Below are 24,223 nucleotides of genomic sequence, written 5' to 3'. Positions count from 1 at the left end.
GCGGCTCTAGTCTTTCCTCGGAGGGACCGTGGGCTTGGTCGCGTCGCTCTGGTCGTGCGGCCGGGCGATCGCGGCCTTCAGGCAGGCGTCGAGCACGCCGTAGTAGCGTTGGACGGCCTCGCCCCCGATCAGGAACGGGTTGGGCGCGCCGGGCTTGCGGGCGCGGGCCAGATCCAGCCGCTGGCGACTGCCGTCGGCGAAGACGTGGGTGTTGAAGATCGCAGTCGCGCCGGCCGCCTGGCTGACCTTGGCGAAGGCCAGGACCGAGCGGTCATAGGTCAGCAGGCCGCCGGTGGTCGGCGTGGGCTCGAGGCTGGGCGGGAAGGCGACGCTGCCGAACAGCGAAAGTGGATAGGTCTTGCCGCCCTCGCGCGCCGGGATGATGGCCGAGACGGTCCCCGGCGTGTGGCCGGGCGTGACCCGCAGGGTGATCGTAGTGTCGCCCAGGGTCAGGGCCTGGCCGTCGGCGACGACGAGGTCGTGGTCCGGCGTCTCGCGGCCGCCGACGCCGGGGGACGAGGACGCTGTCTTGATCAGGTCCCAGTCGGCTTGGCTGAGGCCGATCTTCGCGCCATAGGTCTTCTGCAGCCAGGCCGCGCCGCCGAAGTGATCCCAGTGGCCGTGCGAGACGATGACATAGCGGATGGTCGCCGGATCCAGGCCCAAGGCCTTCAAGCCGGGGACCAGGTGGTCCCGGGCGTCCTCGGCGCTGGCCGTGGCGTCGAACAGGATCAGGCCGTCGCTGGTCTTGACCACCAGCACGCCGACGAAGGCGTTGCCGACATAGAAGAGATTGTCGAACAGCTTGGTCGGCTCCAGCCATTGGCCGGAGCCCTTGTCGAGCGTCTCGCGAACCACGAGACCGGAGTCCGCGCGGCACAGGAACAGCGGCGGCTGGAGGTCGGAGCCGGCCAGGGCCCGCGCGGCCTCGACATGGCGAACCACATTAGGGCCGTCGGCCGCCTGGGCGGCGGAGCCGGCGAGCAGGGCGGCCAGCGCCAGGGCGCTGACCCGGTTGGGCGAACGGAATACCCCCACGCGCCTATTCCGCCGCGATCTTCTGGGCTTCGGTCCAGCGGTGTTCGGGAACCGGCAGGCCCAGGTGGCCGCGCAGGGTGTCGTGCTCGTACTCGGTGCGGAACAGGCCCTTGGCCTGGAGGATCGGCACGACCTTCTCGCGGAAGAGGGCGAAATCGCGGGGCTTGGTCACGTGCAGGATGAAGCCGTCGGCGGCGCGGCCGACGAACCAGCGTTCAATCTCGTCGGCGATGGTCTGGGGCGAGCCGACGAAGTCCGACCGCCAGCGCCCGAAACGCTCGGCCGCCTGGCGCACCGTCAGCTTCTCGGCCTGGGCGATCTTCACGATCCGCTCGGCGCGACCCTTGTAGCTGTTCAGCGACAGCTTGCTGACGTCCGGGAATGGCCCGTCCAGCGGATATTGCTTGAAGTCGTGGTAGTTGAAGGCCCGGCCCAGCTCGACGAGCGACTTGTCGATCTCGCGGCTGCCGGCCTGGGCCTCGGCCAGGGCGCGGGCTTCCTCGTCGGTGTCGGCGATGACTGGGAAGAGGCCCGGCAGGACGCTGATGTGGTCCGGGTCGCGACCCTCGGCCACAGCGCGGGCCTTCAGGTCTGCATAGTATTCCTGGCCGTCCTCGAAGGTGTCGACGCCGGCGAAGACGCCTTCGGCGATGCGCGCGCCGAGATTACGGCCTTCCCCGCTGACGCCGGCCTGGAAGATCACCGGCTGGCCCTGGGGCGAGCGCGACAAGGCCAGCGGACCGGCCACCGAGAAGAACTGACCCTTGTGGTTCAGCGCGTGCTGCTTGGTCTTGTCGAGAAAGACCCCGGCGCTCTTGTCGCGCGGGAAGGCGTCGTCCTCGTAGCTGTCCCATAGGCCTTGCACCACGTCGACGAACTCGCCGGCTCGGGCGTAGCGTTCGCCGTGCTCGAAGTGCTGGTCGCGGCCGTAGTTCTTGGAGGCGCCTTCCAGGCCGGTGGTCACGACGTTCCAGCCGGCGCGGCCCTTGCTGATGTGATCCAGCGAACCGAACTGGCGAGCGACGTTGTAGGGCTCCCAGTACGAGGTGGTCAGGGTGCCGACCAGGCCGATCTTCGAGGTCGAGACCGCCAGGGCCGACAGCAGGGTCAGCGGCTCCAGGCGGTTGAGGAAGTGCGGAGCCGTGTCGGGCGTGATGAACGGGCTGTCGACGATGAACACCAGGTCGAACTTGGCGGCCTCGGCCAGCCTGGCGTTGTCGATGTACCAGTTGATGTCGATGCTGGCGTCGCCGGGCAGGGCGGGATCGCGCCAGCTGGTGTGGTCGGTGCCGACGCCGGCCAGGATCGCGCCGAGTTTCAGCTGTCGGGTCGAGGTCTGGGTCACGGGATGCTCCTTCGAAAGGGTCGTCGACGCTTAGCGTCCCGCGACCGGGGGCGAATAATGAGCTCTTCTGATCTGTAGTATTCGCGGCGTTCGACTATTGGCCGTGGCGGGCCGTTTTGCTGTCTCGCGCACGCTTATCTCTTGTCGTGTTTAGAAAATTTGTCCGCGACGACGGACGCGTCAGAACTTGCGATTGACGAAGACGTTGACGAAGCGCGGCTCGTTGTAGGCGCGGTAATAGAGCGGGCTGGTCCCGGCGTTGGTCGGGGAATAGCCGCCGGCTTGCCCGCGCCGCAGGTCGAACAGGTTCTTGACCTGGGCGCCGGTGAACCACTTGGCGTCGTCGGAGGTGTAGTTGACTGTCGCGTTGAAGAAGGTCTGAGGTTTCACCTGGGTCTGGGCAGTGTTGTAGATGTCGATGTAGCGGCGGGACTCGTATTGGCCGTCGACCCCGACCCGCCAGGCGCCGGTCGTGTTCAATGGCAGCCGGTAGTTGGCGGCCAGCCCGACCTGCCAGCGCGGGGCGTAGGGGAAGTCCAGGCCGACCAGGGTCTTACGGCCGGCCACGTTGTTGGGCAGGGTGGCGGTGAAGGTGTCGTACTCAGTCTCCAGATAGGCGGCCGTGCCATTGATCCGCAGGCCCTCGATCGGGGCGATCGCGATCTCCAGTTCCGCGCCCTTGGAGTGGGCGTCGCCGGCGTTGATCAGCTGGTTGACGACATTGCCCAAGGCGGCCGTGGCCGTGGCGCGGACCTGGAAGTCCTCGATGTCGTTGTAGAAGGCCGCCAGGTTGGCGGTCACCGAGCCGTCCAGCCAGCGTGTCTTGATGCCGGCTTCGTAGGTGCTGGTGACCTGCGGCTGGTAGGGCGTCAGCGAGCCGACCACGGTGTTGGTCCGCAGATCGTAACCGCCGCTCTTGAAGCCTTGCGAGTACGAGCCGTAGACGAAGATGTCCGGCGTCCACTGGTATTGCAGACCGATCTTCGGCGTGAAGCTGGAGAACTTAGTCCACGGGGCGTGGACGTCGAAATTGGTCGTGTAGGGGCCGTATAGGCGCTCGAAATTGTCGGGGTCGTAGCCCCACTCCTGGGGGTCGTGCAAAGCGACGCCCGACGACTGCTGGCCGCGGTTGTCGAAGCGTCGGCGATCCTCGGTGTAGCGACCGCCCAGGGTGATGCTGAGCTGGTCGGTGAATTTGTAATTGACCTGGCCGAACGCGGCCCAGCTCTCGGTGCGTAGGTAGTTGTTGGTATGGGTGACGGTGCCGACGTCGTCCTTGGGGCTGCCCGCCGACTGGCTGAGGCGGTGGTTGTGGAAGTATTCGTAGAAATAATACACGCCGGCGACGAAGTTGAAGCGATCGTACTCGCCGTTCAGGTTGAACTCCTGGGTCCGGTAGTGCTGGTCGAACCCGGCATAGCTGTCGCCCTTGATCTGGGTGACGCCGTCATTGTCATAGTAGATCGGGCCATGCATGCCGCGCACGGCGGTCACCGACTTCAGCGTCAGGTGGTCGGTCAGGGCGTATTTGAAGGTCAGCGAGCCGCCGTACACCGTGGTTTTGTTATAGGGCAGGGTGTCGGACCAGGTTAGGTCCGGGTTGGTCTCCGCGCCCGAGCCGGTCTTGCCGTCGGGCTGGTTGACCGGGGTGTAGTAGCTCTGGCTGGAGCGATCCCACATGGCGTCGGCGCTGAAGGCGGCGGTCAGCTTGTCGTTCAGTTTCGAGCTCAGCTTGCCGCGCAGGACCGTCAGGTCCAGGTCGTTGACGTCGATGTTCAGCGGCACGCTGTGCTGCCAGCCGTCGCGGGTGTGGCGGACCAGAGACAGCGAGCCGTTCAGGCGGTCGTCGCTGAGGATGGCTCCGTTCACCCGGGCCTTGACCTCGACATTGTTGCTGCTGCCGTAGGTCAGGCCGATCTCGCCGTTGCGGTCGGCAGTCGGCTCCTTGGTGATGAAGCGGATGGCGCCGGCGCTGGAGTTGCGGCCGTAAAGCGTGCCCTGCGGACCGCGCAGCACCTCGACGCGCTCGAGGTCGGGCGTGTCGTAAAGCGAGCCGACCGTGCGAGCCAGATAGACGTCGTCGACATACACGGCGACCGACGGCTCGGGATAGGTGTCGATCTCGCCGATGCCGCGGATCGAATATTGCTGGGTGGTGTAGGCCGTCGAGCGCTTGGGGGCGAGCAGGCCGGGCACCCGGCCCGACAGGTCGCGGAAGGTCGAGATCTTCTGCTGCTCGATGGTTTCCTTGGCGTAGGCGGTGACCGAGACGGCGGTCTTCTGCAGGCTCTCCGAGCGCTTCTGCGAGGTGACGATCACCTCCTCGATGCGCGTGCCCTCGGCTTCCGGCGGCGCCGGATCGGCGTCGGGAGCGGCATTGGCCGCGCCGTGCAAGGCCAGGGTCGAAGTGGCGGCGAGCAGAAGCGCCCGGCCGGCCCGGTGGTGGATCTTGCTGATCATCGAAATCCCCTCGCGGCGAGCCGGATGCGGTGCGCCGTCGTTGAGGGGAAAGGGCTTGCGAGCGCCGGTCGTGAAAATTCAACTTTGCTGCCGGCGCGTTAAGTTATTCTGCGATCATCTAAAACACATAGAAAAATCATCAACTTGATTGTGTTTGATTTTTTGATTTATGATTTGATTTATTGTCATTCAGAGCATTAGATTTTTCCATATATTGAGTGAATATGCTGCATATTTGAAGATTTAATACTTCGCGCCTTGAGGTGACCGCATCGTGCCTCGCGCGTGAAGGCTTGGCCGCTCGACAGCGGAAAGCCGCTCGTCAATAACGACGGCGCGACCGTGTCGGAGTCGTCAAGCGATCGCGCGCCGTCAACATCGTCGCAACGCGCTCGCTTTCTGGAGAGCGCCCGATGAGCCCGCCCGAAACGATCGACGAAGCCGAGCTGAACGCCAGGCACAACGCCAAGATGGCCAAGATCCAGGCGGCGCGCGCCAAGATCATGGCCCAACGCCAGATCGAGAAGGGCCTGCTGATCGTCAATACGGGCCCGGGCAAGGGCAAGACCACGGCCGCCCTGGGCATGGTCTGCCGCGCCATCGGCCACGGGCAGAAGGTGGCGGTGATCCAGTTCGTGAAGGGCGCGATGAAGACCGGCGAGAAGCTCGTCTTCGACGCTTTCCCCGACCAGGTCGAGTTCAGGGCGATGGGCGAGGGCTTCACCTGGGACACCCAGGACCGGGCCCGCGACATCGCCGTGGCCCGTCAGGCCTGGGAGACGGTCAAGGCCCGGATCGCCGACCCCGAGATCGACATGGTGGTCTGCGACGAGCTGAACATCGTGCTGCGCTACGACTACCTGCCCGTCGACGAGGTGCTCGAGGTCATCGTCTCGCGGCCGGACGGCAAGCACGTCATCGTCACGGGCCGCAACGCGCCCCAGGCCCTGATCGACGCGGCCGACCTCGTCACCGAGATGACCGTGGTCAAGCATCCGTTCCGCAGCGGCGTAAAGGCCCAGGCGGGGATCGAGTTTTGAGCGTTCTGCGCGCCGCCGGCGAGGGGCACGCCCTGGTGGTCTGCAACACCTGCCGGGTCTCGGCCGAGGAACGCGAGACCGCCGACGGGGTGCGCGGCGGAGCAGTTCTGGTCGCGGCCTTGCGCGCCAAGCAGGCAGAGGATTCGCGACTGGACGGCCTTGCGGTCGAGGAGATGCCCTGCCTCTTCAACTGCTCGCAGCACTGCTCGATCCACGTGCGGGGGCCGGGCAAGATCGGCTACGTGCTGGGCCGGTTCGAGCCGACCGGCGAGGCCGCGCGCGCCATTCTCGACTACGCCCTGGCCTACATGGCCAGCGAAGAGGGCGTGGTGCCTTATCGGCAGTGGCCGGAGGGCGTGAAGGGACACTTCATCGTCCGCGTGCCCCCGGCCGGCGCGGTGGTGCGCGACTAGACCGATATGGCGCGCCTAACGCGGTTGAACCGCGGCTTGGCCCGCGAGAGCCGCCGCCAGCTCGGCGCGGGCGGCGTCCATGTCCTGGCGGAACAACGGCGAGGCGTGTTCGGCCGCGTAGATCACCGCGCCCGATTGCATCCCGGCCTCGGTGGCGCTGACGGTGTGAGAACCGCAGACGTAACGGCTCTCGGCGTATTGGCGGCCACGGGCATAAAGGGCGTCGGCGCGGCTGGGGGCCAGTTCGGCCAGGATCATCGCCACGTGCATGCCGTGGGCCGAGTGGCCGGACGGATAGTCCGGATTGCCGGCCAGGTGGTCGGACTTGGCTTCGCAGATCGGGGCGTCCTTCTTGCCGAGATAGGGGCGGCGGGTGTTCCAGTGGGTCTTGGCGACGCCGACGACCGAGCGGTCGTCGCCCGCGCGCCGCAGCAGGGCGGTGAGGATCGGGGTCTGGGCTTCGGTCAGGCGCACGCCTGACGCGTCGGCGAAGTGATCGTACATCGAACCATCGACGTCGGCGGTCGCGAGCGCCCAGCGCGGTGCGCCCTTCAAGGCGCGGGTCTGGTCGAAGGTCGCCGCGTCGGCCAGGGCGCGCGGCGAACCAGGCGCGGGCGGCGGGGCCAGGATCTTCGTCAGATCGGGGCGACGCTCGGCGTCCAGATAGCCCGTGGCCGGAACGCCGGGCAGGCTTTCAAGAGCGCGGCCATTGCACCGGCCGACGGCGCGCACGGGATTGCAGACGGCGACGTCGCCGCCGGTCAGGCGCACCGTGTACCCACCCGGAAACCGGGGATCGGGCCGCATGTAGTCGGTGGACACATATTGCGCGCCGCTCGACAGGGCCGCGCTGCGCTGGGCGACGTCGTTTACGCGAGCGGCCCGAGTGTCGGCGTCGGCGCGAGTGCGCACGATGAAGCCGACGCGCACGGCCGCGGCGATGCGATCCTTCTGGGCGATCGGGTCGTTGAGGGTGAGATAGGCGGCGGCGGGGGACTGCTCGTCGGTGTTGACGAACATCGCGCGGCCCTCCAGCGACGCGCGCGCGCCGCGATAGGCCGCCACCTTCGCGGGGTTTTCGTCGAGGGCGAAGAAGATCTTGCCGCGCGCCGCCGCCAGGGTCGGCCAGCCGCCGGCCAGCACGGCTTCGCGCAAGGTGGCGCGCTTACCCTGGACCTGGTCAGGCGTGATCAGGTCGGCCTCGGCGAACACCGAGCGGATTTCGGCGTCGAGGGCGTCGAACGACGCGGTGTCGAAGGGGAGGGGCGCGACGCCGCCGGGAAGGCTGGCGGCGCCGTCTTTGGCGTTCAGCAGGATCAGGATCGGAGCGTGGTCGGGGTGGGCCTTGGACCAGGTCCTCACGATCGTCAGGCATTCCACGAAGGTCAGGCACGACGAGCGGAAATCGACGTCGGGCATGTGCATGACCTTGTAGCCCGGCTTTGCCATGGCGGCGGCGAAGGCCGGAGTCAGGTTCGTTCCCTGGCCCAGGGCGGTCTTGGGATGGGCGAAGCGGCCGCCCTCGGGATCGCGCACGACGTCGATCTCCAGCTGCCGGGCGCCTTGGTCGAGTTGTTCGGTCAGCGGACGGTGGGCGTAGTCGAGGCCCAAGACCGGCGGACCGGCCGTGGCGAGCATGGCGGCGAACTCGTCGGCGGGGATGGCCTGCTTGTAGCTGTTGTGGGTGCCCACCGCCGTGATGTCGTTGAGCCGCAGCGGCGGATCGCTCGGCGCGGCGGCGGCGAGCAGGGCGGCGGCGATCAGCAGGCTGGGCATGGCGGATTCCGTGTGGTCGAGAAGGCGGACGCGGCGGATTGTTTCGCGCGCCGTCCTTGCAGGTCCAGTGTGACAGCCGTGCGAAGCGGAGCCTCAGACCTGCTTCGTCGCCGATGCACCGTGAGCGTATCGTGTCGATCAGACGCTCGCGGCGACCTGCTTGAGCAGGTCCAGCAGCCAGGCGACGGGGCCGGTCGGGCTCTGGTCGCCGGCCGAGACCGCGCCGAACAGGGTGGGTTCGGGCACATGGGCTGGTTCGATGGTCACCACCTTGCCGCGCTCGGCCGCCTGCAGGGCCAGCCGCCGCGGGAGCAGGGCGGCCATGTCGGTCTGGGCCACCACCATGATCGCCGAATAGGCGTCGGGCACCGAGATCGGGCCGGGCGTGGGGCGGGAATTGGCCGCGCCCAAGGCGTATTCCTCACTCCAAGAGGTGATCCGCTTGAGGCCCAGGCCCGGCTTGGTGGGGCCTTCGCTGCCCGGCGTGGCGTCGGCGCTGGAGACGATGAGGTGCTGGATCCTGGCCAGCTTCTCGGCGGTCAGCTCGCCCGACAGGGCCGGGTGCCCGGCGCGGACGGCCCAGACGCCGGTCTCCTCGAACAGGGGCGTGTGGCTAAAGCGCGCCGGCACCGCCTCGAAACAGCCGAGCACGACGTCCAGGCGGCCCCGGTCGATGTCCTCGGCCAGCGTCGGCGACAGTCCGGCGACGCGCAGGGTGACGTTCGGGGCCTCGGCCAGGATGCGTTGGACGACGGCGGGCAGCAGCACCGAGCTCACATAAGGGCTGGTCGCGACGGTGAAGGCGCGGCTGTCTACGGCGGGATCGAAGCGCGGCGCGGCGATCGCGCCTTCCAGCAGGTCCAGGGCCTGGCGTATGGCGGGGGCCAGTTCGAGCGCGCGGGGCGTTGGGTGCAGTCCGGCCGGACCGCGCACGAAGAGGGGATCGCCCAAGGCGGAACGCAGGCGCCCCAGCGCGTGGCTGACCGCCGACTGGGTCAGGCCCAGCCGCGCGCCCGCGCGCGTGGCGCCGCCCTCCTCGACCAAGGCGTTGAACAGTCGCAGCAAGTTCAGATCGAAGGCGGCGAAATGCATCGGGTTCATGATCTTCGTGATGAAATATCATTTCACGCATGATGGTCGGAGGTCTATCCCGCCGGCCAAGGTTCGCGTCCGAACGAACCCGAATCTCGAAGAATGACCAATCGAACCACGGCCGGCGCCGACGCCGGTCGCCCTTGGACGTGGAGACGCGCGTGAGCGACGCGGAAGGCTATGATGCGATCGCCGAGGCCGAACTTGAGGCGGCCCGCAAACGGGATCAGCGCAGCCTGGGCAGCCGCCTGCGCCTGCCGTTGATGATCGGCGCGCCGGTGCTGGTCGGCGCGGCGCTGCTGTTCGTCTGGCTGACCGGCGGCAAGTCCGAGAGCACCGACAACGCTTACATTCAGGCCGCCCGCACGCCGGTCAGCGCTACGATCGACGGCCGCGTGGTCGAGATCGACGTCAAGGAGAACCAGTCCGTCCGCAAGGGGCAGGTGCTGTTCCGCCTCGATCCGGCCAACTACCGCGTAGCGGTGTCGGAGGCCGAGGCCGCCTTGGCGTCCGCGCGGCTGAAGGTCGGCGGCTCGCGCGCCGTCTACGCCCAGCGCCAGGCCGATCTCGCCGCCGCCCAGGAAACCGCCGACTACGCCCGCCGCGAAGCCGCGCGCCAGAAGGCGCTAGCGGCCGCCGGCGTCGCCACCCAGTCCCAGGCGGACGAAGCGGCCCATGTCGCCGAGCAGGCCCAGCGCCAGATCGCGGTCGTGCACCAGCAGATCGCTTCGGCCCTGGCCGACATCGGCGGCCGCGACGACGTCGGCGTCGACCAGCAGCCCGCCGTGCTGCAGGCCAGGGCTCAGCTGGAGCGCGCCAAGCTGGATCTGAGCTACACCACCATCGTCGCGCCGGCCGACGGCGTCGTCGCCAAGGTCGACCAGGTGCAGGTCGGCGGCCGGGTCGAGGCCTCCAAGACCCAGTTCTGGCTGATCTCGAAGGGCCTGTGGGTCGAGGCCAACTTCAAGGAAGACCAGCTGGCTCATATGCGGGTCGGCCAGCCGGCGACCATCAAGGTCGACGCCTATGACAAGCCGTTGAAGGCCCACGTCGCCAGCTTCAGCCCTGGCACAGGCTCCAGCTTCGCTCTGCTGCCGGCCGAGAACGCCACGGGCAACTGGGTCAAGGTCGTGCAGCGTCTGCCGGTGCGCCTGGCCCTGGACGAGACGCCGCCCAATCTCAGCGTCGGCCTCAGCGCCCACGCCAAGGTCGACATCCGGTCGGCCAGATGAGCGCCATTCGTCAGGAAGACGCGGCCAATCGGACGGCGATCACCGTCTCGGTGATGCTGGCGACGATCATGATCTCGCTGGACACCACGATCGCCAACGTCGCCCTGCCGCACATCCAGGGCAGCGTCTCGGCGTCGGCCGACCAGATCACCTGGGTGCTGACCTCCTACATCGTGGCCGCCACGATCATGACGCCGCTGACCGGCTTCATGACCGATCGGCTGGGCCGCAAGATGGTGTTCCTGGTCTCCATCGCCGGTTTCACGGTCGCCTCTATGCTGTGCGGCGTCGCCACCAGCCTGGTCGAGATCGTGCTTTTCCGGCTGCTTCAAGGCCTGTTCGGCGCGGCGCTGATCCCGCTGTCCCAGGCCGTGCTGCTAGACATCAACCCGCCCGAGAAGCACGGCTCGGCCATGGCCATCTGGGGCGCCGGCGCGGTGCTGGGGCCGATCCTGGGTCCGGCCCTGGGCGGCTGGCTGACCGATAATCTGGACTGGCGCTGGGTGTTCTTCATCAACCTGCCCATCGGCTTGCTGGCCTTCGGCGGGGTGTTCTTCTTCCTGTCCGAGAAGAAGGCGGCCGTGCAGAAGCGCTTCGACCTGCTGGGCTTCTGCAGCCTGGCCATCGCCATCGGCGCCTTCCAGTTGATGCTCGATCGCGGTCCCGGCCAGGACTGGTTCGGCGCGATCGAGATCTGGATCTACCTGATCGTCGGCGGTCTGGCGCTGTGGACCTTCGGCGTGCAGCTGGCGACGGCCGACAAGCCGTTCGTCGACCGCGCCCTGCTGGGCGACGCCAACTTCATCACCTGCTGCGCCTTCGGCTTCTTCATCGGCATCCTGCTCTACAGCACGCTCGCCCTGCTGCCGCCGATGATGCAGACTCTGCTGGGCTATCCGGTCGCCTATACGGGCCTGGTCAGCATGCCGCGCGGCGTCGGCTCGTTCATCGCCATGTTCGCGGTCGGCCAGTTGATCGGACGCTTCGACACCCGCCTGATCGTCTTCGTCGGCACCGCCGTCAGCGCCGTGTCGCTGTGGATGATGACCCAGTTCAGTCTGGGCATGGACAACCACCTGATCATCATCTCCGGCTTCCTGTCGGGCGTCGGCACGGGCCTGATCTTCGTGCCGCTCAGCACCATCGCCTTCGCCAAGGTGCTGCCGCAGCACCGGGCCGAGGGCGCGGGGCTGTTCACCCTGGTGCGCAACATCGGCTCGGCCGCCGGCATTTCGATCATGCAGGCCCGGTTCGTCAGCGGCATCGAGACCCACCACGCGGTGCTGATCGAGCACGCCCGGCCCGACAACCCGATCTACCGCGCCTATGCGCCCAACCTCTTCCAGACCGAGGGCGCGATGGCCGCCTTCAACGCCGTGATCACCCGCCAGGCCTCGATGCTGTCCTACCTGGACGACTTCCGCCTGATGCTGGCCATCACCATCCTCTGCGCGCCGCTGATCCTGCTGATGCGCACGCCCAAGACCCAAGGCGGAGAGCCTGTCCATGTCGCCGACCACTAAGCGTCTCGCCGCGCTCGCCGGGTTCGTCAGCCTGACCGTGCTGGTCTCGGCCTGCGCGACCGTGGGACCCAACTTCGAGCGGCCGGCCGTTCCGGCCACGACCGGCTACGCCGCGCCGGGCGAGACCGCGCCGGCCTTGGACGCCAAGCGCGTCGGGCCCTGGTGGACGGCGTTCAATTCGCCAGAACTGGACGCGGTGATGCGCCAGGCCCTGGCCGACAATCCCAGCTTGGCCGAAGCCAACGCCACCCTGGCCCAGGCGCAGTCGGCGCTGGCCCAGGCGCGCGGGCAGGCGGGGCCGCAGGGCTCGGCGACCGCCGGCGTCAACCGCCAGCGCGCCAACCTGCAAGCCTTCGGCTTCACCAGCTTCGGCGACGTGACGCTGAGCAACCCGACCTTCAATCTCTATTCGGTCGGGACCGACATCGGCTACGACCTCGATCTCTTCGGCGGCAAGCGCCGGGGGATCGAGGGCGCGGCGGCGCGGGCCGAGGCGCAGGGCTGGCGGGCCGATGCGGCCTATCTGTCCCTGACCGCCAATGTCGCCCTGCAGGCGGCGACCATCGCCTCGCTGCAAGGCCAGATCGCCGCCGTCGAGCGGATGATCGCCGCCGACCAGACCACCATCGAGCTGGTGCGCAAGGCCAACGCGCTGGGCGGCTCGACCGCGCTCGCCAAGGTCAGCGCCGACACCCAGCTGGAACAGGACCGCCAGCTTCTGCCGCCGCTGCAGGCGCAACTGGCCGAAGCTCGTCACGCCCTGGCCCTGCTGGTCGGCCGCGCGCCGGCCGACTGGACGGCGCCGGACTTCTCGCTGGAGCATATGAGCCTGGCCAGTGCGACGCCGATCGAGCTGCCCTCGGCCCTGGTGCGCAAGCGACCCGACATCCTGGCGGCCGAGGCCGACCTGCACGCGGCCACCGCCGACATCGGCGTGGCGACGGCCGACCTCTATCCGAACATCCGGCTCAACGCTTCGATCACCCAAGGCGCTCTGAAGGCCGGCGACATCTTTTCCTACGACGCCAGCGCCTGGGACCTGGGCGCCGGCCTGACCGCGCCCCTGTTCAACGGCGGCGCGCTGAAGGCCCGTCGGCAGCAGGCGCGGGACGCAGCCAAGGCGGCTTCGGCCCGCTATCAGCTGACCGTGCTGACCGCCTTCGGCCAGGTGGCAGACGCCCTGTCGGCGCTGTCGGCCGACCAGGCGCTATTGGACGCCAACGACCGCGCCGCCGCTCAGGCGGGCGAACGGCTGCGCCTGGCGCGCATCGCCTATCGCCAGGGCGGGGGGACGTTGCTTGAGGTGCTCGAGGCGCAGCGGACATTCGGCGCGCTCGGCGTTGATCGCGCTCGCGCCGAGGGACGACGCCTGACCGACGCCGTGCGCCTGTTCGCGGCGTCCGGAGCCGATTGGCGCGACGCGCCGTCGGCCGCCTGAACGTCAGGGCCGCGCGGTGACGATCCAGGCCGCGCCGTCGATCAGCACCTGGTTCGACGCCAGCCGATCGGCGAAGGCCGCCCGCACCGCCGCCAGCGCCTTGTCGCGGACTGCCTGAGGCTGATCGGTCAGCAGGCGCGCCAGCGGACCAACCTGGCTGGCCTGGTCGAGCGCATCGTCCACGGCGGCCTCGTCGGTAGCGCCGACGCCAAACACCAGAGAGGTGTCGAAGGGCGAGATCTGGATGTCGACGAAGCCGGCGTCTGTCAGGATCCTGCGCACGCGGTCGGCGTCGCCGAACGCGAACGGGTCGGGCGCCAGCGGATTGGCGGCGGGCTGAGGCTGTAGGATATTGCGGGTGGCGTCCATCGGCAGTCGAACCCAATCGTTCTCGCCCGCGCCCCGCCAGCAGATGAAGGCCAGACGACCCGTGGTCTTGAGGGCGCGGCGCAGATTGGCGAAAGCCGCCGTCGGATCGTCGAAGAACATCACGCCGAAGCGGGAGAACAGCAGGTCGAAGCTCTCTGGCGCGAAGAGCGGCTGGCTGGCGTCGGCCAGGCTGAAGGCGATGGGAAGGTTCTCAGCTTCAGCGCGTTCCCGGGCCCGGTCGACCAGGACTTGCGAGATGTCGACGCCTTCGCAGCGTCCCGTCGGCAGGACCTTTCGCGCCAGCTCGAGCGTCGTCGCGCCCGCGCCGCAGCCGATGTCGAGCACGGTTTCGCCGGGACGAGCGTCGGCGGCGGCGAGCGCGGCCTCGCCGCACGCCGCGAGCATCCGGTCGAGCCGGTCCTGGTTGGCCAGCCAGCTCGCGCCGTTCTTGCCGTTCCAGTCGATGATCTGCTGCGTGTTGCTGTCGGCCATGCGTGTTTCCAGTTGAGATTTATTCTCATATGGGGTCTCGGCGTGGCCAAGCCAGGCTTCAGCTTCGCTTTGGCGCCTTGATCTTCGACGCGTTCAGCGTCGCGGCGGCGCGGAAGAGGGTCTTCAGCGCCTCTTCGTCGATCGCTTCGCCTTCGTGGATGTCGATCGCGCGGCGGACATTGCCTTCGAGGCTGGAGTTGAACAGGCCGGCCGGGTCGGCCAGCGCTGCGCCCTTGGCGAAGGTCAGCTTCACGGCGGCCTTGTAGGTCTCACCGGTGCAGATGATGCCGGCGTGCTCCCACACCGGAACGCCGCGCCATTTCCAAGTCTCGACCACATCGGGGACGGCCTGCTTGATCAGCCCCCGGACCTTGGCCAGCGTTTCGCCGCGCCAGTCGTTCAGCGACTTGATCCGGGCGTCGATCAGTTCGGCGGGTGCGGCGCCATCCATGGCGGCGGTGGGATCGTTCTGGAGCTGCTTCATAATCTGATCTCGCGCTGGCGGCTTACAGGCGTTGGCCGGGCAATTGGCTGGCTTGCTTCGCCCAGTCGGAGAACAGGGCTTCGTCGAGCGGTTCGTTCTCGCGGATATTGAGGTAGCGCACCTCGGCCGTCTTCGACACGCCGGGCGGGACGGGGTCCAGTGATGCGCCGCGGAAGAAGGCCACCTTGATGGACTTGGCGTAGCAATGGAAACTCAGGAACCAGCCCTGATCTCCGACCGCGCCATAGAAGGGCGAGTTCCATTTGACGGCCTTGCGGACGCCCGGGACGGCCTCGGCGATCAAGGCGTCGAGCCGCTGGCCGACCTTGCTTTTCCAGTCCGGCATCGCCGCGATATAGGCCTGCACCGGGGCATCGCCATCGCCCTTGGCGATCTGCGGGTTGCCGCCCGACAGGCGTTTGGGCTCGTCCGTCATACATAGGATCCTAGGCGCGGCCGCGCCGTTTGGCGACGTAGGGCAAGACGAACAGGTAGAGGCCGGTCGCCAGCAGCAGGATGAGCGGGACCAGCGCGAACAGTCCCACCCAGGCGGCGGGCTGGCCTCGGGTCATGACGATCATGTAGCCGATGACGCCCAGCGTGAAGGCGATGGACAGCCAGCGATGGATCTGTCGGATCAACATGTTCCAGTTCAAGGAAGCCTCCATCTGAAGAGGGGGAAGTGATAACAACGGTCGGCGACAGGGCGGGGGCCTCAGTCCTCCCGCGCCAGGACCTGCTCGAGTTTCTCGAAGAACTGCCGCCAGCCATGGCCCGCGCCGCCGAAGGCCTGCTTCTGGTCGGGCCGGAAGCCCGCCTGCTCCATGCGCAGGTGCGTGCCGGCGTCGGTGGGGGTCAGCGTGAAGGTCACCACGCTGCGTAGATCGAACGCCGCATCCTCGTGGGTGAAGTTCCACGTGTAGGCCAGGGTCCGGTTCGGCTCGATCGTCAGGACTTCGCAGTCCAGCACGCCGCCCCATTCGCCGCGAAGGTTGAAGCTGTGGCCCACCACGGGCTTGAAGTCGTTCTTCATCAGCCACTCTTCGATCAGGTGCGGCTGGGTCAGCGCGCGCCAGAGCTTTTCGGGCGCATGCGGGAGGTCTCGCTCGACGACGACGGAGCGCGTCTGGGTCGCGGTGCTGGTCATTGATCCATCCTGTTGAGCAGGTCTTCGAGTTGGTCGAACCTGTTTTCCCAGAAACCGGCCATCTGGCTGGTCCAGTCGATCAGCGGGGCCAGGGCGCCGAGCTGCGCGCTGTAGTGGGTCTGCCGTCCCTCATGACGGTCGCGCACCAGTCCGGCCTGCTTTAGGACGCCCAGGTGCTTGGAGACCGCCGGCTGCGAGACGCCAGCCTGGGCTGTGAGCGCCCCGACTGTCTGCTCGCCCTGCCGGCACAGTCGCTCGAACAGCGCCCGCCGCGTCGGGTCAGCGAGTGTCCTGAAGAGCATGTCGGGGTCGGCTTGCATTGGAAACGCATAACTCTGTGGCTATGTATTAATCCATAACTGACGAGCTATGTATTTTTCAAGCCGAAAAAAGAAGGGCTCGCTAGGCGACCTGTTGCGCGTGTCCCGAGCCGGCCAGTTCCGCGTCCCAGCGCCGCGCCGCGGCGGCGGTGCTGGAGATCAGGGCGCGGGTCGCGGCCAGGGCTGGGCCATGGGCGTCGCCTTGCTCCATCGTGTGTTCGAGGTCGCGGCAAGCCTTGCTCAGCTCCGGAAAGCCCATCAGGCCCGAAGAGCCCGCCAGGGCGTGAGCCTCCTCGCGCAAGGTCGTGGCGTCGTCGCGCGTCAGGCTGTTGTCCAGTTTGGCCTGCAGCAGGTTCAGCAGCGAACGGACCGCGACGGGACCCATGGCGGCGACCAAAGTCTTGCGGATCTCCTCGCCGGCGTCGGCGGCCGACGGACGCTGCGCGCCGGCGGCATCGGGCGAGAACACCATGCTCAGCACCCGCTCCAGGGCGCCCGGATTGAGCGGCTTGGTCAGGTGATCGTTCATGCCGGCCGCCTCGCAGCGCGCCAGATGCTCGGGCTGGGCGCTGGCGGTCAGGGCGACGATGGGAATGTCCGCCCAGGCCTCGCCCGAAGCGCGGATCGCCTGGGTGGCGGCGAAGCCGTCCATCACCGGCATCTGACAGTCCATCAGCACCAGGTCGACGGGGCAGACGCGCAGGAGATCGATGGCCTCGGCGCCGTTCTCGGCCAGCTCGATCGCGCAGCCATACTTGGACAGCAGCGCCAGCATCAGCTCGCGATTGAGGTCGACGTCATCGACCACGAGGATGCGCCGTCCGGTCAGATCGCGCGCGGCCAGGGCCGGGGTGGCGGCGGCGCGTTCGGCTGAGTCGGCCAGGGGCAGGGCCAATTCGAACCAGAAGGTCGAGCCTTCGCCCATGCGGCTGGAGACACCGATCTCGCCGCCCATCAGGCTGATCAGCTGACGCGAGATCGCCAGGCCCAGGCCGGTGCCGCCATAGTGGGCCGAGACCGACGATCCGGCCTGGACGAAGCGGTTGAACAAGCCCGAGAGCTTGGCCTCGGCGATGCCCGAGCCGGTGTCGGTGATCTCGACCCGCACGCGCGGCGCGGACTTGTCGCCGCCCACCTGGGTGATGCTGGTCGTCACGCCGCCCGACGAGGTGAACTTCACGGCGTTGGAGAGCAGGTTCAGCAGCACCTGGCGAAGGCGGCCGGCGTCGCCGATGACCCTTGTCGGAGCCTCCGCGTCGATCATGACGCGCAGGCGCAGGTCCTTGGCGGCCGCCTGCGGCTCCAGCATGCTGACGGTCTGGCGCAGCAGTTCGGTCAGTTCGAAGGGCGCGTTGTGCAGCTCCAGCGCGGCGGCTTCCAGCTTGGAGAAGTCCAGGACGTTGTCGATCACCGCGTGCAGCGCCTGGCCCGCGCCGTGCACCAGTTCAATGCGGCGCTGGTCCTCGGCGCACAGACCCTGGCTTTCGGTGAGCAGGCGCGTGAAGCCGATGATGCTGTTGAGCGGCGTGCGCAGCTCGTGGCTCATATTGGCCAGGAAATCGGCTTTGGAGCGGCTGGCCGCCTCGGCGTCCAGACGCGCCTGGGCCAAGGCGTCTTCCTGGGCCTTTTGCGCGGTGACGTCGCGGATGACGTCGAGATAGCCGGTGGGTTGGCCGTTGTCCTGATCGTGGATCAGGACGGGGTTGGACTCCAGCCAGATCCAGTCGCCGCTGGCCTTGTGGCGCACCCGCCAGCGCACGCGTTCGACTGGCTTGCCCAGGATCACGGCGGTGAAGCTCTCGCGCACGCGTTCGGCGTCGTCCGGATGGGTGATGGGCAGCGAGGAGCGGCCGACGATCTCGTCCGGCGCATAGCCCGTCACCGCTTCGCAGGCGGGCGAGACGAAGGTGGCCAGGCCGCGCATGTCGCTGGTGACGATGATGTCCGTCGCGTTCTCGGCCATCAGCCGGTAGCGGTTCTCGATCGCGCGGCGGTCGGTGAGGTCCTGAATCTGGGCGATGAAGTGCCGGGGCGCGCCGTCGTCGCCGCGCACCAGTGACACTGAAAGGCGGACCCAAATGGGGGCGCCATCCTTGCGGACATAGCGCTTTTCCATCTGATAGCAGGGGATCTGGCCGGCCAGCAGCTGCTCCAGCAGCGCGATATCGGCCTGCAGATCGTCGGGGTGGGTGATGGTCTGGAAGTCGAGGGCCTGGGCCTCTTCCTTCGGGTAGCCGATGATCTCGCAGAAGATCTCGTTCAGCTTCACCAGCTCGCCGCCCAGGCCGACCAGGGCCATGCCGATCGGCGCGTGGTGGAAGGCGTTCTCGAACAGCTCCTCCTGGGCGCGACGCTCGGAGATGTCGTGCATCAGGGCGGTGAACTGCCAGGCGTCGCCGTTGCGGTTGGCGCTTATCGCCAACTCGACCGGGAAGGTCTCGCCATTTCGACGAAGGGCCGGCACCTCGATCCGCTGCCCGATCACCGGGCCCTGGCCCGAGTGCAGGAACCGTTTCAGGCCCGCGGCGTGCGCCTCGCGCAGTTCGGGCGGCACGATGATCTCGTTCAGCGCGCGGTCCAGGACCTCTGCGGTCTTCCAGCCGAAGATCTTCTCGGCGTGGCTGTTCCAGCCGGTCACGCGGCCGGCCTCGTCCATGGTGACGATGGCCTGGTGGGCGTTGGCGACGATGTTCTCCAGCCGCGCCTCGTTGGCGCGCAGGGTCTGTTCCAGCAGGGCTCGTTGCTCGGCCTCGCGCGCCGCGCGCTCCAGCGCTTCGGTCTTCTCTGCGAGCAGGAGTTCGCGCTGCTGGAATTCCAGCTGGCGCGACATCTGCGCGCCCAGCATGCCCGCCAGCACGCGCAGGATCTCGATGTCGTCCTGGTCGAACGCGCTCTTGTGTTCGGAAAACACCTTCAGGACGCCCAGGGCCTCTGTGGCGTGCATCAAGGGCGCGCAGACCATCGAGCTGACGCCGACACGAACGCAGGCGGCGCGGTCTACGCGGTCGTCGATCAGGGCGTCATGACAGATCAGCACTTCGGCCGTGGCGACGCAGAGGCCCGAAAAGCTGGCGTCGCGCTTCAGGCGCGAGCCGATCAGCGCGGTGTCGGTGGCGGCGCGATAGACGAGGTCGCAGCCGTCGACCAGTTCGACGATGGCGCCCTTGGCGCCCGTCAGGTCGGCCAGCTGCTCGACGATCGCCTGCATGAAGGCGTCCAGGTCCAGGCCGGCTTCGGACAGGGTTCGCTGGGCCTGGGCCAGCCGGGTCATGCGATCAAGGCGCGCCCGCAGGGCGGCGGCGTCGGGTTCTGCGGTGTCGAGCGGCATGGGCGACTTTCAGGCGAGCGCGTGGAGCGCCCAGCCATCCCTACCGCCGAAGGGTGAAAGCCGAGTTAGCCATGATGCGAAGTTTGGCGATCAGGCCAGCTGCATCTGTTCCTGGATGATCGAGGCCAGGGCGTTGAGATTGAAGGGCTTGCTGATCGCCAGGTCCGCGCCCAGCGCCACCGCCCAGTCGAGCACCTCGTTGCGAGTCACGTGCTTGGCGCCGGCGCTCATGGCCACGATGCGGGTCGCCGGCCAGCGGGCCCGGATCCGCTTGATGGTCTCGATCCCGTCGACCTGCGGCATGAACATGTCGACGAGCACGAGCGGGAAGGGCGATCGCTCGAAGATTTCCAGCGCCTGCTCACCGTCGGCGGCGGCCACCGGCTCGTAACCGCAGGAGGCGATGACCGATCCCGCGACCTTTTGAACGATCTCATCATCATCGACGACCAGAACCCGCATGCTCCGCCTCTCTTGGGTCGGTTTTTGGGGATGCAAACCCCTGGAACGCAACCATAGCTGGTTGACGCCCTTCAGGTAAATCACCTTCGCGATCATGCGGTTCCGGCAGGCTGGCCGGGTGTTTTGCGCAGATCGTCAGGTCGGCGGCCGCCGAGGGTCAGATTGATGGTCTGAACACGATGTTGGCGATTCCGACCGATAGCGAAGCGCAGACTGGCCGGCGATAAACTCCGTAGTTTCAGAAGAGATCATACCTTATCTGCTCTCACCAACATCAACCTGGATAAGAGTTTTTCGGCCTGTATTAACCGCGGCTTGACGGAAAGCACCTGTCGTGCGCATCAAAGGTCAGACCAATGTGGCCGGGCGATTGTCACTCTTTGTGGCTGCTCGGCGCAGCAAAACAGGCGGACGACAAGCCGCCGACGCCGTGGGTGGAACGAGACCATGAGACTTTCCCTGGCCTTGGCGGCGTTGATCTGTGTCGTCCTGGCGAGCTCTCCGGCCGCCGCCTGCGACACGCCGGTTTCGGTCTGCGGCAAGTCGAGCCCGGGCGCTTTCGCCCTGATCCATTCCGGCAAGCCCGCCGCCGTGCTGGTCGACGCTTCGGCTGATTCCGCCGTGACCCGCGTAGGCGACAGCTTCGCCGCCGACCTGCAGCGTGTCGGCGGCAAGGCCGCGCCGCGCATCACCGACCCGGCCATGGCCAGGGGCGACCTCGTCATTGTCGGCGTGCTGGGCCAGAGCCCGGTCATCGACGGCCTGATTGCCGGCGGCAAGCTCAAGGCCGATGACCTGGCCGGCCAGTGGGAAGCCTTTCGGCAAGTCGTCGTCGAGCGTCCGTTTCCCAAGGTGGCGCGGGCTCTCGTCATCGTCGGGTCGGATCGTCGGGGCGCGGTGTTCGGCGCCTACGACCTGTCCGAGAAGATCGGCGTCTCGCCCTGGTACTGGTTCGCCGACGCGCCTATCGCTCACCGCGCCGACGTCTACGTCACGGCCGGCTCGCGCCGCGACCAGCCCAAGGTCAGGTACCGGGGCTTCTTTATCAATGACGAGGCGCCGGCCTTGACCAGCTGGACCGAGAAGCGGTTCGGCGGCGCCAATTCCAAGATGTACGCCCATGTCTTCGAGCTCCTGCTGCGCATGAAGGGCAACTATCTGTGGCCGGCCATGTGGCCGCCGCGCGCCTTCAACGACGACGATCCCCAGAACATGGTGCTGGCCGACTCCATGGGGGTGGTGATGGGGACCTCGCACCATGAGCCCCTGACCCGCGCTCATGACGAATGGCGCCGCGATACGGCTGGCGGCGTCACCGGCGGACGCTGGGACTATGCGACCAACGCCGAGAACCTGCGGACCTTCTGGCGCGGGGGCATGCAGCGGATGATGTCCAAGGGCGACGGCCGCGGCTACGAGGCCATGGTTACGGTCGGCATGCGCGGCGACGGCGACGAGGCCATGGCCGAGGGCACCGCCACCCAGTTGCTGGAAACCGTGGTCGCCGACCAGCGCAAGATCATCGCCGAGGTGACGGGCAAGCCCGCCGACCAGACCCCGCAGATCTGGGCGCTCTACAAGGAGGTGCAGGACTATTACGACCACGGGATGAAGGTCCCGGACGACGTGACCCTGCTGTTTTCCGACGACAACTGGGGCCAGATCCGGCGACTGCCGACCACCGACCTGAACAGCAAGGGCGGCTACGGGGTCTATTATCACTTCGACTATGTCGGGGCGCCTCGAAACTACAAGTGGCTCAATACCACCCAGATCGAGAAGACCTGGCAGCAGATGGACCTGGCCTACCAGCGCGGCGCGCGGGCGCTGTGGATCGTCAATGTCGGCGACATCAAGCCCATGGAGTTTCCGCTCAGCTTCTTCATGGACCAGGCCTGGGATCCCGAAGCCATGGGCGTCGAGGCGATGGCCCGCTATCCGAGCGAATGGTCGGCCCGCGTGTTCGGCGAGGCCCGGGGGAAAGAGGTCGGCGACCTGATCACGCGCTACAGCCGCTATGCGGCGCGGCGCAAGCCCGAGCTGATCGATGCGGGCAGCTTCCGCCTGGGCGAAGCGGCCGGCGACACGCTGGACGGCGGCGAGTTCGGCGCGATGGTCGCCGAATGGGATGCGCTGGAGCGGGACATGGAGCGGGTCAAGGCGACCCTGCCGGCCGACCAGCGCGACGTCTATCTGCAAGTGGTCGAGCATCCGATCGCGGCGATGGCCAATCTCTATCGGCTCTACTACGCCGTGGCCTGGAACCGCCGTCTGGCGGCCGCCAACGACGCGCGGGCCAACACCTTCGCCGACCGCGCCGAGGCCGCGTTCCGCCACGATCGGGACCTGACCGACGCCTACCACAAGGCCAATGGCGGCAAGTGGGACGGCATGATGAGCCAGATCCACATCGGCTACACGAACTGGCAGCAGCCGGACGTCCAGACGATTCCGACCGTGCGCCGCGTCCAGGCCAAGGCGCCCGACAAGGCGATCGTCTTCGCGCCGCGGCACGCCCCGTCGGGCGATATGACGTCCATTGAGGCGCCCGGATTCAGCCGGGTGTCGAACGGCGCGGGCCTGGGCTGGACGGTGATCCCGAACCTGGGACGGACCGAAGGCGGCGTCACGGCCTTGCCGCAGGGGCGCGGGCCGACGACCGAGAGGGACGGCGTGCGCGTCGAATACGATCTGACAACCCGCAAGGCCGGCGACCTGACCGTGCAGCTCTATCTGTCGCCGACCCTGGACACGACGGGACGCGGGACGCAGCGGGTAGGGGTGTCGATCGACGATCGTCCGATGCTCACCCTGGTCGACAAACTGCTGCCGGCGCCGACCTCCACGACCTTGCAGGAGCAGCGCGACTGGAACGAGGCGATCCAGGACAACGCGCGGGTGCTGCGGGCCGACTTTACCGACGTCGCGCCGGGCCCCCATGTGATCAAGGTCTGGCGCCTGGATGACAATGTGGTGCTGCAGAAGCTTGTCGCCGCGACGGGGCCAATCCCGCTGAGCTATCTGGGGCCTCCGGCGCGCTGACGCGCCGGGCTTCAGTTGAAGCGGGGCTTCTTGAGCAGGCCGGCGCGATCCACCGAGCGGATTTCGACGTCGAAGACGTCTTCCTCGCGCAGGATTGTCAGGGGGATGGTCGCGCCGGGCGACCGATCGGCCCAGATCTTCCGGTAGAAGTCCTTGAGCTCCGACACCCCGACGCCGTCGACGGCCAGGATCATGTCGCCGGCGCGCAGCTCCGCCCGCGAGGCCGGGCCGCCGGGCGAGACGCCCACGACCACGACATGCGAGCCGGTTTCCTGGGCGAAGATCCCCAGCCAGGGGCGCGGCGCGTGGGCCGGCTTGCCGCGCGCCAGGTCGTCGAGGATCGGCGGCAGCAGTTCGGCAGGCACGAACATGTTGATGGGCTGGACTGCGCCGTTGCCGGTCTGGCCTTCGAGGCTCAACGAGCCGAGGCCTACGAGCTCGCCTGCGTCGCTGATTAGGGCCGAACCGCTCCAGTGCGGATGGACAGGGGCGGTGAAGATCGCTTCTTCAAGCAGATATTCCCAGTAACCGGCGAAAGAACTCCGGGCCAGGATGTGGCCGGCCACCGCGTGGGCGCGTCCGCCAGCGCCGGCGACGATCACCGGACTGCCGGCGTCAAGATCGGCCGAGGAGCCCAGCGGCAGGACGGGTAGGTCCAGCGGCTCCAGAGCCTGGACCAGGCCCAGTCCTGTCTGGAAGTCGAAGCCGAGGACGTGGGCGGGCACGCGCCGCCCGTCGTTCAGCGTCAGGGTGACGTCGGTCGCCTCGGTGATCAGATAGGCCATGGTCAGCACCAGGCCCTTGGGGCCGATGACCACGCCGTTGCCCAGACGATCGGTGCCCAGGATGCCCGCCGTATAGGCGTCGGTCGGAATGCGCGCTTCCAGCGCGACGATCGACGAGAGGGCGCGATCAAGATCGAAGGCGTGACCCTCGGCCTTGGGCCGCAGCCGCGCCTCGACCTCATATCCCTGGAATGGCGAACTCAAAGTCTGTCCCTTTCTGAAGACCTGAATCTGGGGTCTTGGCTTCGGGGCGCAAGGGCCGAGGACGGAGCGGCGGTTCAACCGACGCCGACGGCGCTTTCGGAATAACCTCTTCACTATGGCTCCTGAAGGCGGAGCCGACGAACACTTTGACGCGGCTTTTAAGTTCGCGAGGCGAGGTGACTGTCTCGTGACCAGACAAAGAAAGCGCCGGCCTCCGGGAGGGAAGGCCGGCG

At 67.6% G+C, this 24,223-nt stretch carries 20 protein-coding genes; 6 read left to right on the top strand and 14 right to left on the bottom strand.

The window, feature by feature from the left end; translation table 11 throughout:
* Positions 1 to 6: 6 nt before the first annotated feature.
* The 3 genes from AC1RUS_RS17895 to AC1RUS_RS17885 all read right to left on the bottom strand — a co-directional run bounded on the left by AC1RUS_RS17895 (position 7) and on the right by AC1RUS_RS17885 (position 4,843).
* A complete protein-coding gene (locus AC1RUS_RS17895) occupies positions 7 to 1,038 on the bottom strand; it encodes an MBL fold metallo-hydrolase (RefSeq protein ID WP_492917960.1) in 1,032 nt (343 codons plus the stop codon).
* Between the two features lie 4 nt (positions 1,039 to 1,042).
* Positions 1,043 to 2,383 carry an LLM class flavin-dependent oxidoreductase gene (locus tag AC1RUS_RS17890; RefSeq protein WP_492917959.1) on the bottom strand — a complete coding sequence of 447 codons (1,341 nt, stop codon included), beginning with the start codon at positions 2,381 to 2,383 and terminating at the stop codon, positions 1,043 to 1,045.
* Between the two features lie 180 nt (positions 2,384 to 2,563).
* Entirely contained in the window at positions 2,564 to 4,843 is a 2,280-nt protein-coding gene (locus AC1RUS_RS17885; RefSeq protein WP_492917958.1) for a TonB-dependent receptor, read from the bottom strand.
* Between the two features lie 413 nt (positions 4,844 to 5,256).
* On the opposite strand from AC1RUS_RS17885, the gene cobO reads away from it, so the two are divergent.
* A complete protein-coding gene (cobO, locus tag AC1RUS_RS17880) occupies positions 5,257 to 5,883 on the top strand; it encodes a cob(I)yrinic acid a,c-diamide adenosyltransferase (protein ID WP_492917957.1) in 627 nt (208 codons plus the stop codon).
* Entirely contained in the window at positions 5,880 to 6,296 is a 417-nt protein-coding gene (locus AC1RUS_RS17875) for a DUF1636 domain-containing protein (protein ID WP_492917956.1), read from the top strand. The genes cobO and AC1RUS_RS17875 overlap by 4 nt, the downstream gene beginning before the upstream one ends.
* 15 nt (positions 6,297 to 6,311) lie before the next feature.
* On the opposite strand, the gene AC1RUS_RS17870 is transcribed toward AC1RUS_RS17875, so the two are convergent.
* Together AC1RUS_RS17870 and AC1RUS_RS17865 are read right to left on the bottom strand one after the other, a co-directional pair.
* Positions 6,312 to 8,072, bottom strand: coding sequence for a Ca2+-dependent phosphoinositide-specific phospholipase C (locus AC1RUS_RS17870; protein WP_492917955.1), 1,761 nt, complete (start codon positions 8,070 to 8,072; stop codon positions 6,312 to 6,314).
* A 138-nt stretch (positions 8,073 to 8,210) separates the two neighbouring features.
* Positions 8,211 to 9,173 (bottom strand): LysR family transcriptional regulator, encoded by a 963-nt coding sequence (locus tag AC1RUS_RS17865; RefSeq protein ID WP_492917954.1) that lies wholly within the window; start codon positions 9,171 to 9,173, stop codon positions 8,211 to 8,213.
* A 152-nt stretch (positions 9,174 to 9,325) separates the two neighbouring features.
* On the opposite strand from AC1RUS_RS17865, the gene AC1RUS_RS17860 reads away from it, so the two are divergent.
* The 3 genes from AC1RUS_RS17860 to AC1RUS_RS17850 are packed head-to-tail and all read left to right on the top strand — an operon-like array spanning position 9,326 to position 13,357.
* Positions 9,326 to 10,396 (top strand): HlyD family secretion protein, encoded by a 1,071-nt coding sequence (locus tag AC1RUS_RS17860; protein ID WP_492917953.1) that lies wholly within the window; start codon positions 9,326 to 9,328, stop codon positions 10,394 to 10,396.
* On the top strand, positions 10,393 to 11,919 hold the full coding sequence (locus tag AC1RUS_RS17855) for a DHA2 family efflux MFS transporter permease subunit (RefSeq protein ID WP_492917952.1): 1,527 nt from the start codon (positions 10,393 to 10,395) through the stop codon (positions 11,917 to 11,919). The genes AC1RUS_RS17860 and AC1RUS_RS17855 overlap by 4 nt, the downstream gene beginning before the upstream one ends.
* Positions 11,903 to 13,357 carry an efflux transporter outer membrane subunit gene (locus tag AC1RUS_RS17850; protein ID WP_492917951.1) on the top strand — a complete coding sequence of 485 codons (1,455 nt, stop codon included), beginning with the start codon at positions 11,903 to 11,905 and terminating at the stop codon, positions 13,355 to 13,357. The genes AC1RUS_RS17855 and AC1RUS_RS17850 overlap by 17 nt, the downstream gene beginning before the upstream one ends.
* 3 nt (positions 13,358 to 13,360) lie before the next feature.
* Here AC1RUS_RS17850 and AC1RUS_RS17845 read toward each other — a convergent pair whose 3' ends face one another.
* The 8 genes from AC1RUS_RS17845 to AC1RUS_RS17810 form a co-directional block, all read right to left on the bottom strand.
* Positions 13,361 to 14,218 (bottom strand): class I SAM-dependent methyltransferase, encoded by an 858-nt coding sequence (locus AC1RUS_RS17845; protein WP_492917950.1) that lies wholly within the window; start codon positions 14,216 to 14,218, stop codon positions 13,361 to 13,363.
* 58 nt (positions 14,219 to 14,276) lie between these two features.
* Complete coding sequence (locus AC1RUS_RS17840) at positions 14,277 to 14,702, bottom strand: DUF1801 domain-containing protein (protein ID WP_492917949.1); 426 nt, start codon at positions 14,700 to 14,702, stop codon at positions 14,277 to 14,279.
* A 22-nt stretch (positions 14,703 to 14,724) separates the two neighbouring features.
* Positions 14,725 to 15,138, bottom strand: coding sequence for a DUF1801 domain-containing protein (locus AC1RUS_RS17835; protein WP_492917948.1), 414 nt, complete (start codon positions 15,136 to 15,138; stop codon positions 14,725 to 14,727).
* A gap of 10 nt (positions 15,139 to 15,148) precedes the next feature.
* Positions 15,149 to 15,358 carry a hypothetical protein gene (locus AC1RUS_RS17830; protein ID WP_492917947.1) on the bottom strand — a complete coding sequence of 70 codons (210 nt, stop codon included), beginning with the start codon at positions 15,356 to 15,358 and terminating at the stop codon, positions 15,149 to 15,151.
* A 59-nt stretch (positions 15,359 to 15,417) separates the two neighbouring features.
* Complete coding sequence (locus AC1RUS_RS17825) at positions 15,418 to 15,849, bottom strand: SRPBCC family protein (protein WP_492917946.1); 432 nt, start codon at positions 15,847 to 15,849, stop codon at positions 15,418 to 15,420.
* Entirely contained in the window at positions 15,846 to 16,169 is a 324-nt protein-coding gene (locus AC1RUS_RS17820) for an ArsR/SmtB family transcription factor (protein WP_492917945.1), read from the bottom strand. Before AC1RUS_RS17820 ends, AC1RUS_RS17825 begins: the two co-directional genes overlap by 4 nt.
* Before the next feature lie 82 nt (positions 16,170 to 16,251).
* Positions 16,252 to 19,497, bottom strand: a complete 3,246-nt coding sequence (locus AC1RUS_RS17815) for a PAS domain S-box protein (protein WP_492917944.1) — start codon at positions 19,495 to 19,497, stop codon at positions 16,252 to 16,254.
* Positions 19,498 to 19,587: 90 nt separating this feature from the next.
* Positions 19,588 to 19,959 carry a response regulator gene (locus AC1RUS_RS17810; RefSeq protein ID WP_492917943.1) on the bottom strand — a complete coding sequence of 124 codons (372 nt, stop codon included), beginning with the start codon at positions 19,957 to 19,959 and terminating at the stop codon, positions 19,588 to 19,590.
* Between the two features lie 447 nt (positions 19,960 to 20,406).
* On the opposite strand from AC1RUS_RS17810, the gene AC1RUS_RS17805 reads away from it, so the two are divergent.
* The gene (locus AC1RUS_RS17805) at positions 20,407 to 23,001 is read left to right on the top strand and encodes a glycosyl hydrolase 115 family protein (protein ID WP_492917942.1); all 2,595 of its coding nucleotides are present in this window, start codon (positions 20,407 to 20,409) and stop codon (positions 22,999 to 23,001) included.
* A gap of 11 nt (positions 23,002 to 23,012) precedes the next feature.
* Here the strand turns inward: AC1RUS_RS17805 and AC1RUS_RS17800 are convergent, their stop codons facing one another.
* A complete protein-coding gene (locus tag AC1RUS_RS17800; RefSeq protein WP_492917941.1) occupies positions 23,013 to 23,990 on the bottom strand; it encodes a S1C family serine protease in 978 nt (325 codons plus the stop codon).
* Positions 23,991 to 24,223: the final 233 nt, after the last annotated feature.

The organism is Caulobacter sp. GW821-FHT10F06 (assembly GCF_058809215.1).
Note: the sequence above shows the minus strand (reverse complement) of the source record. Positions and strands in the feature narration are given on the sequence as shown.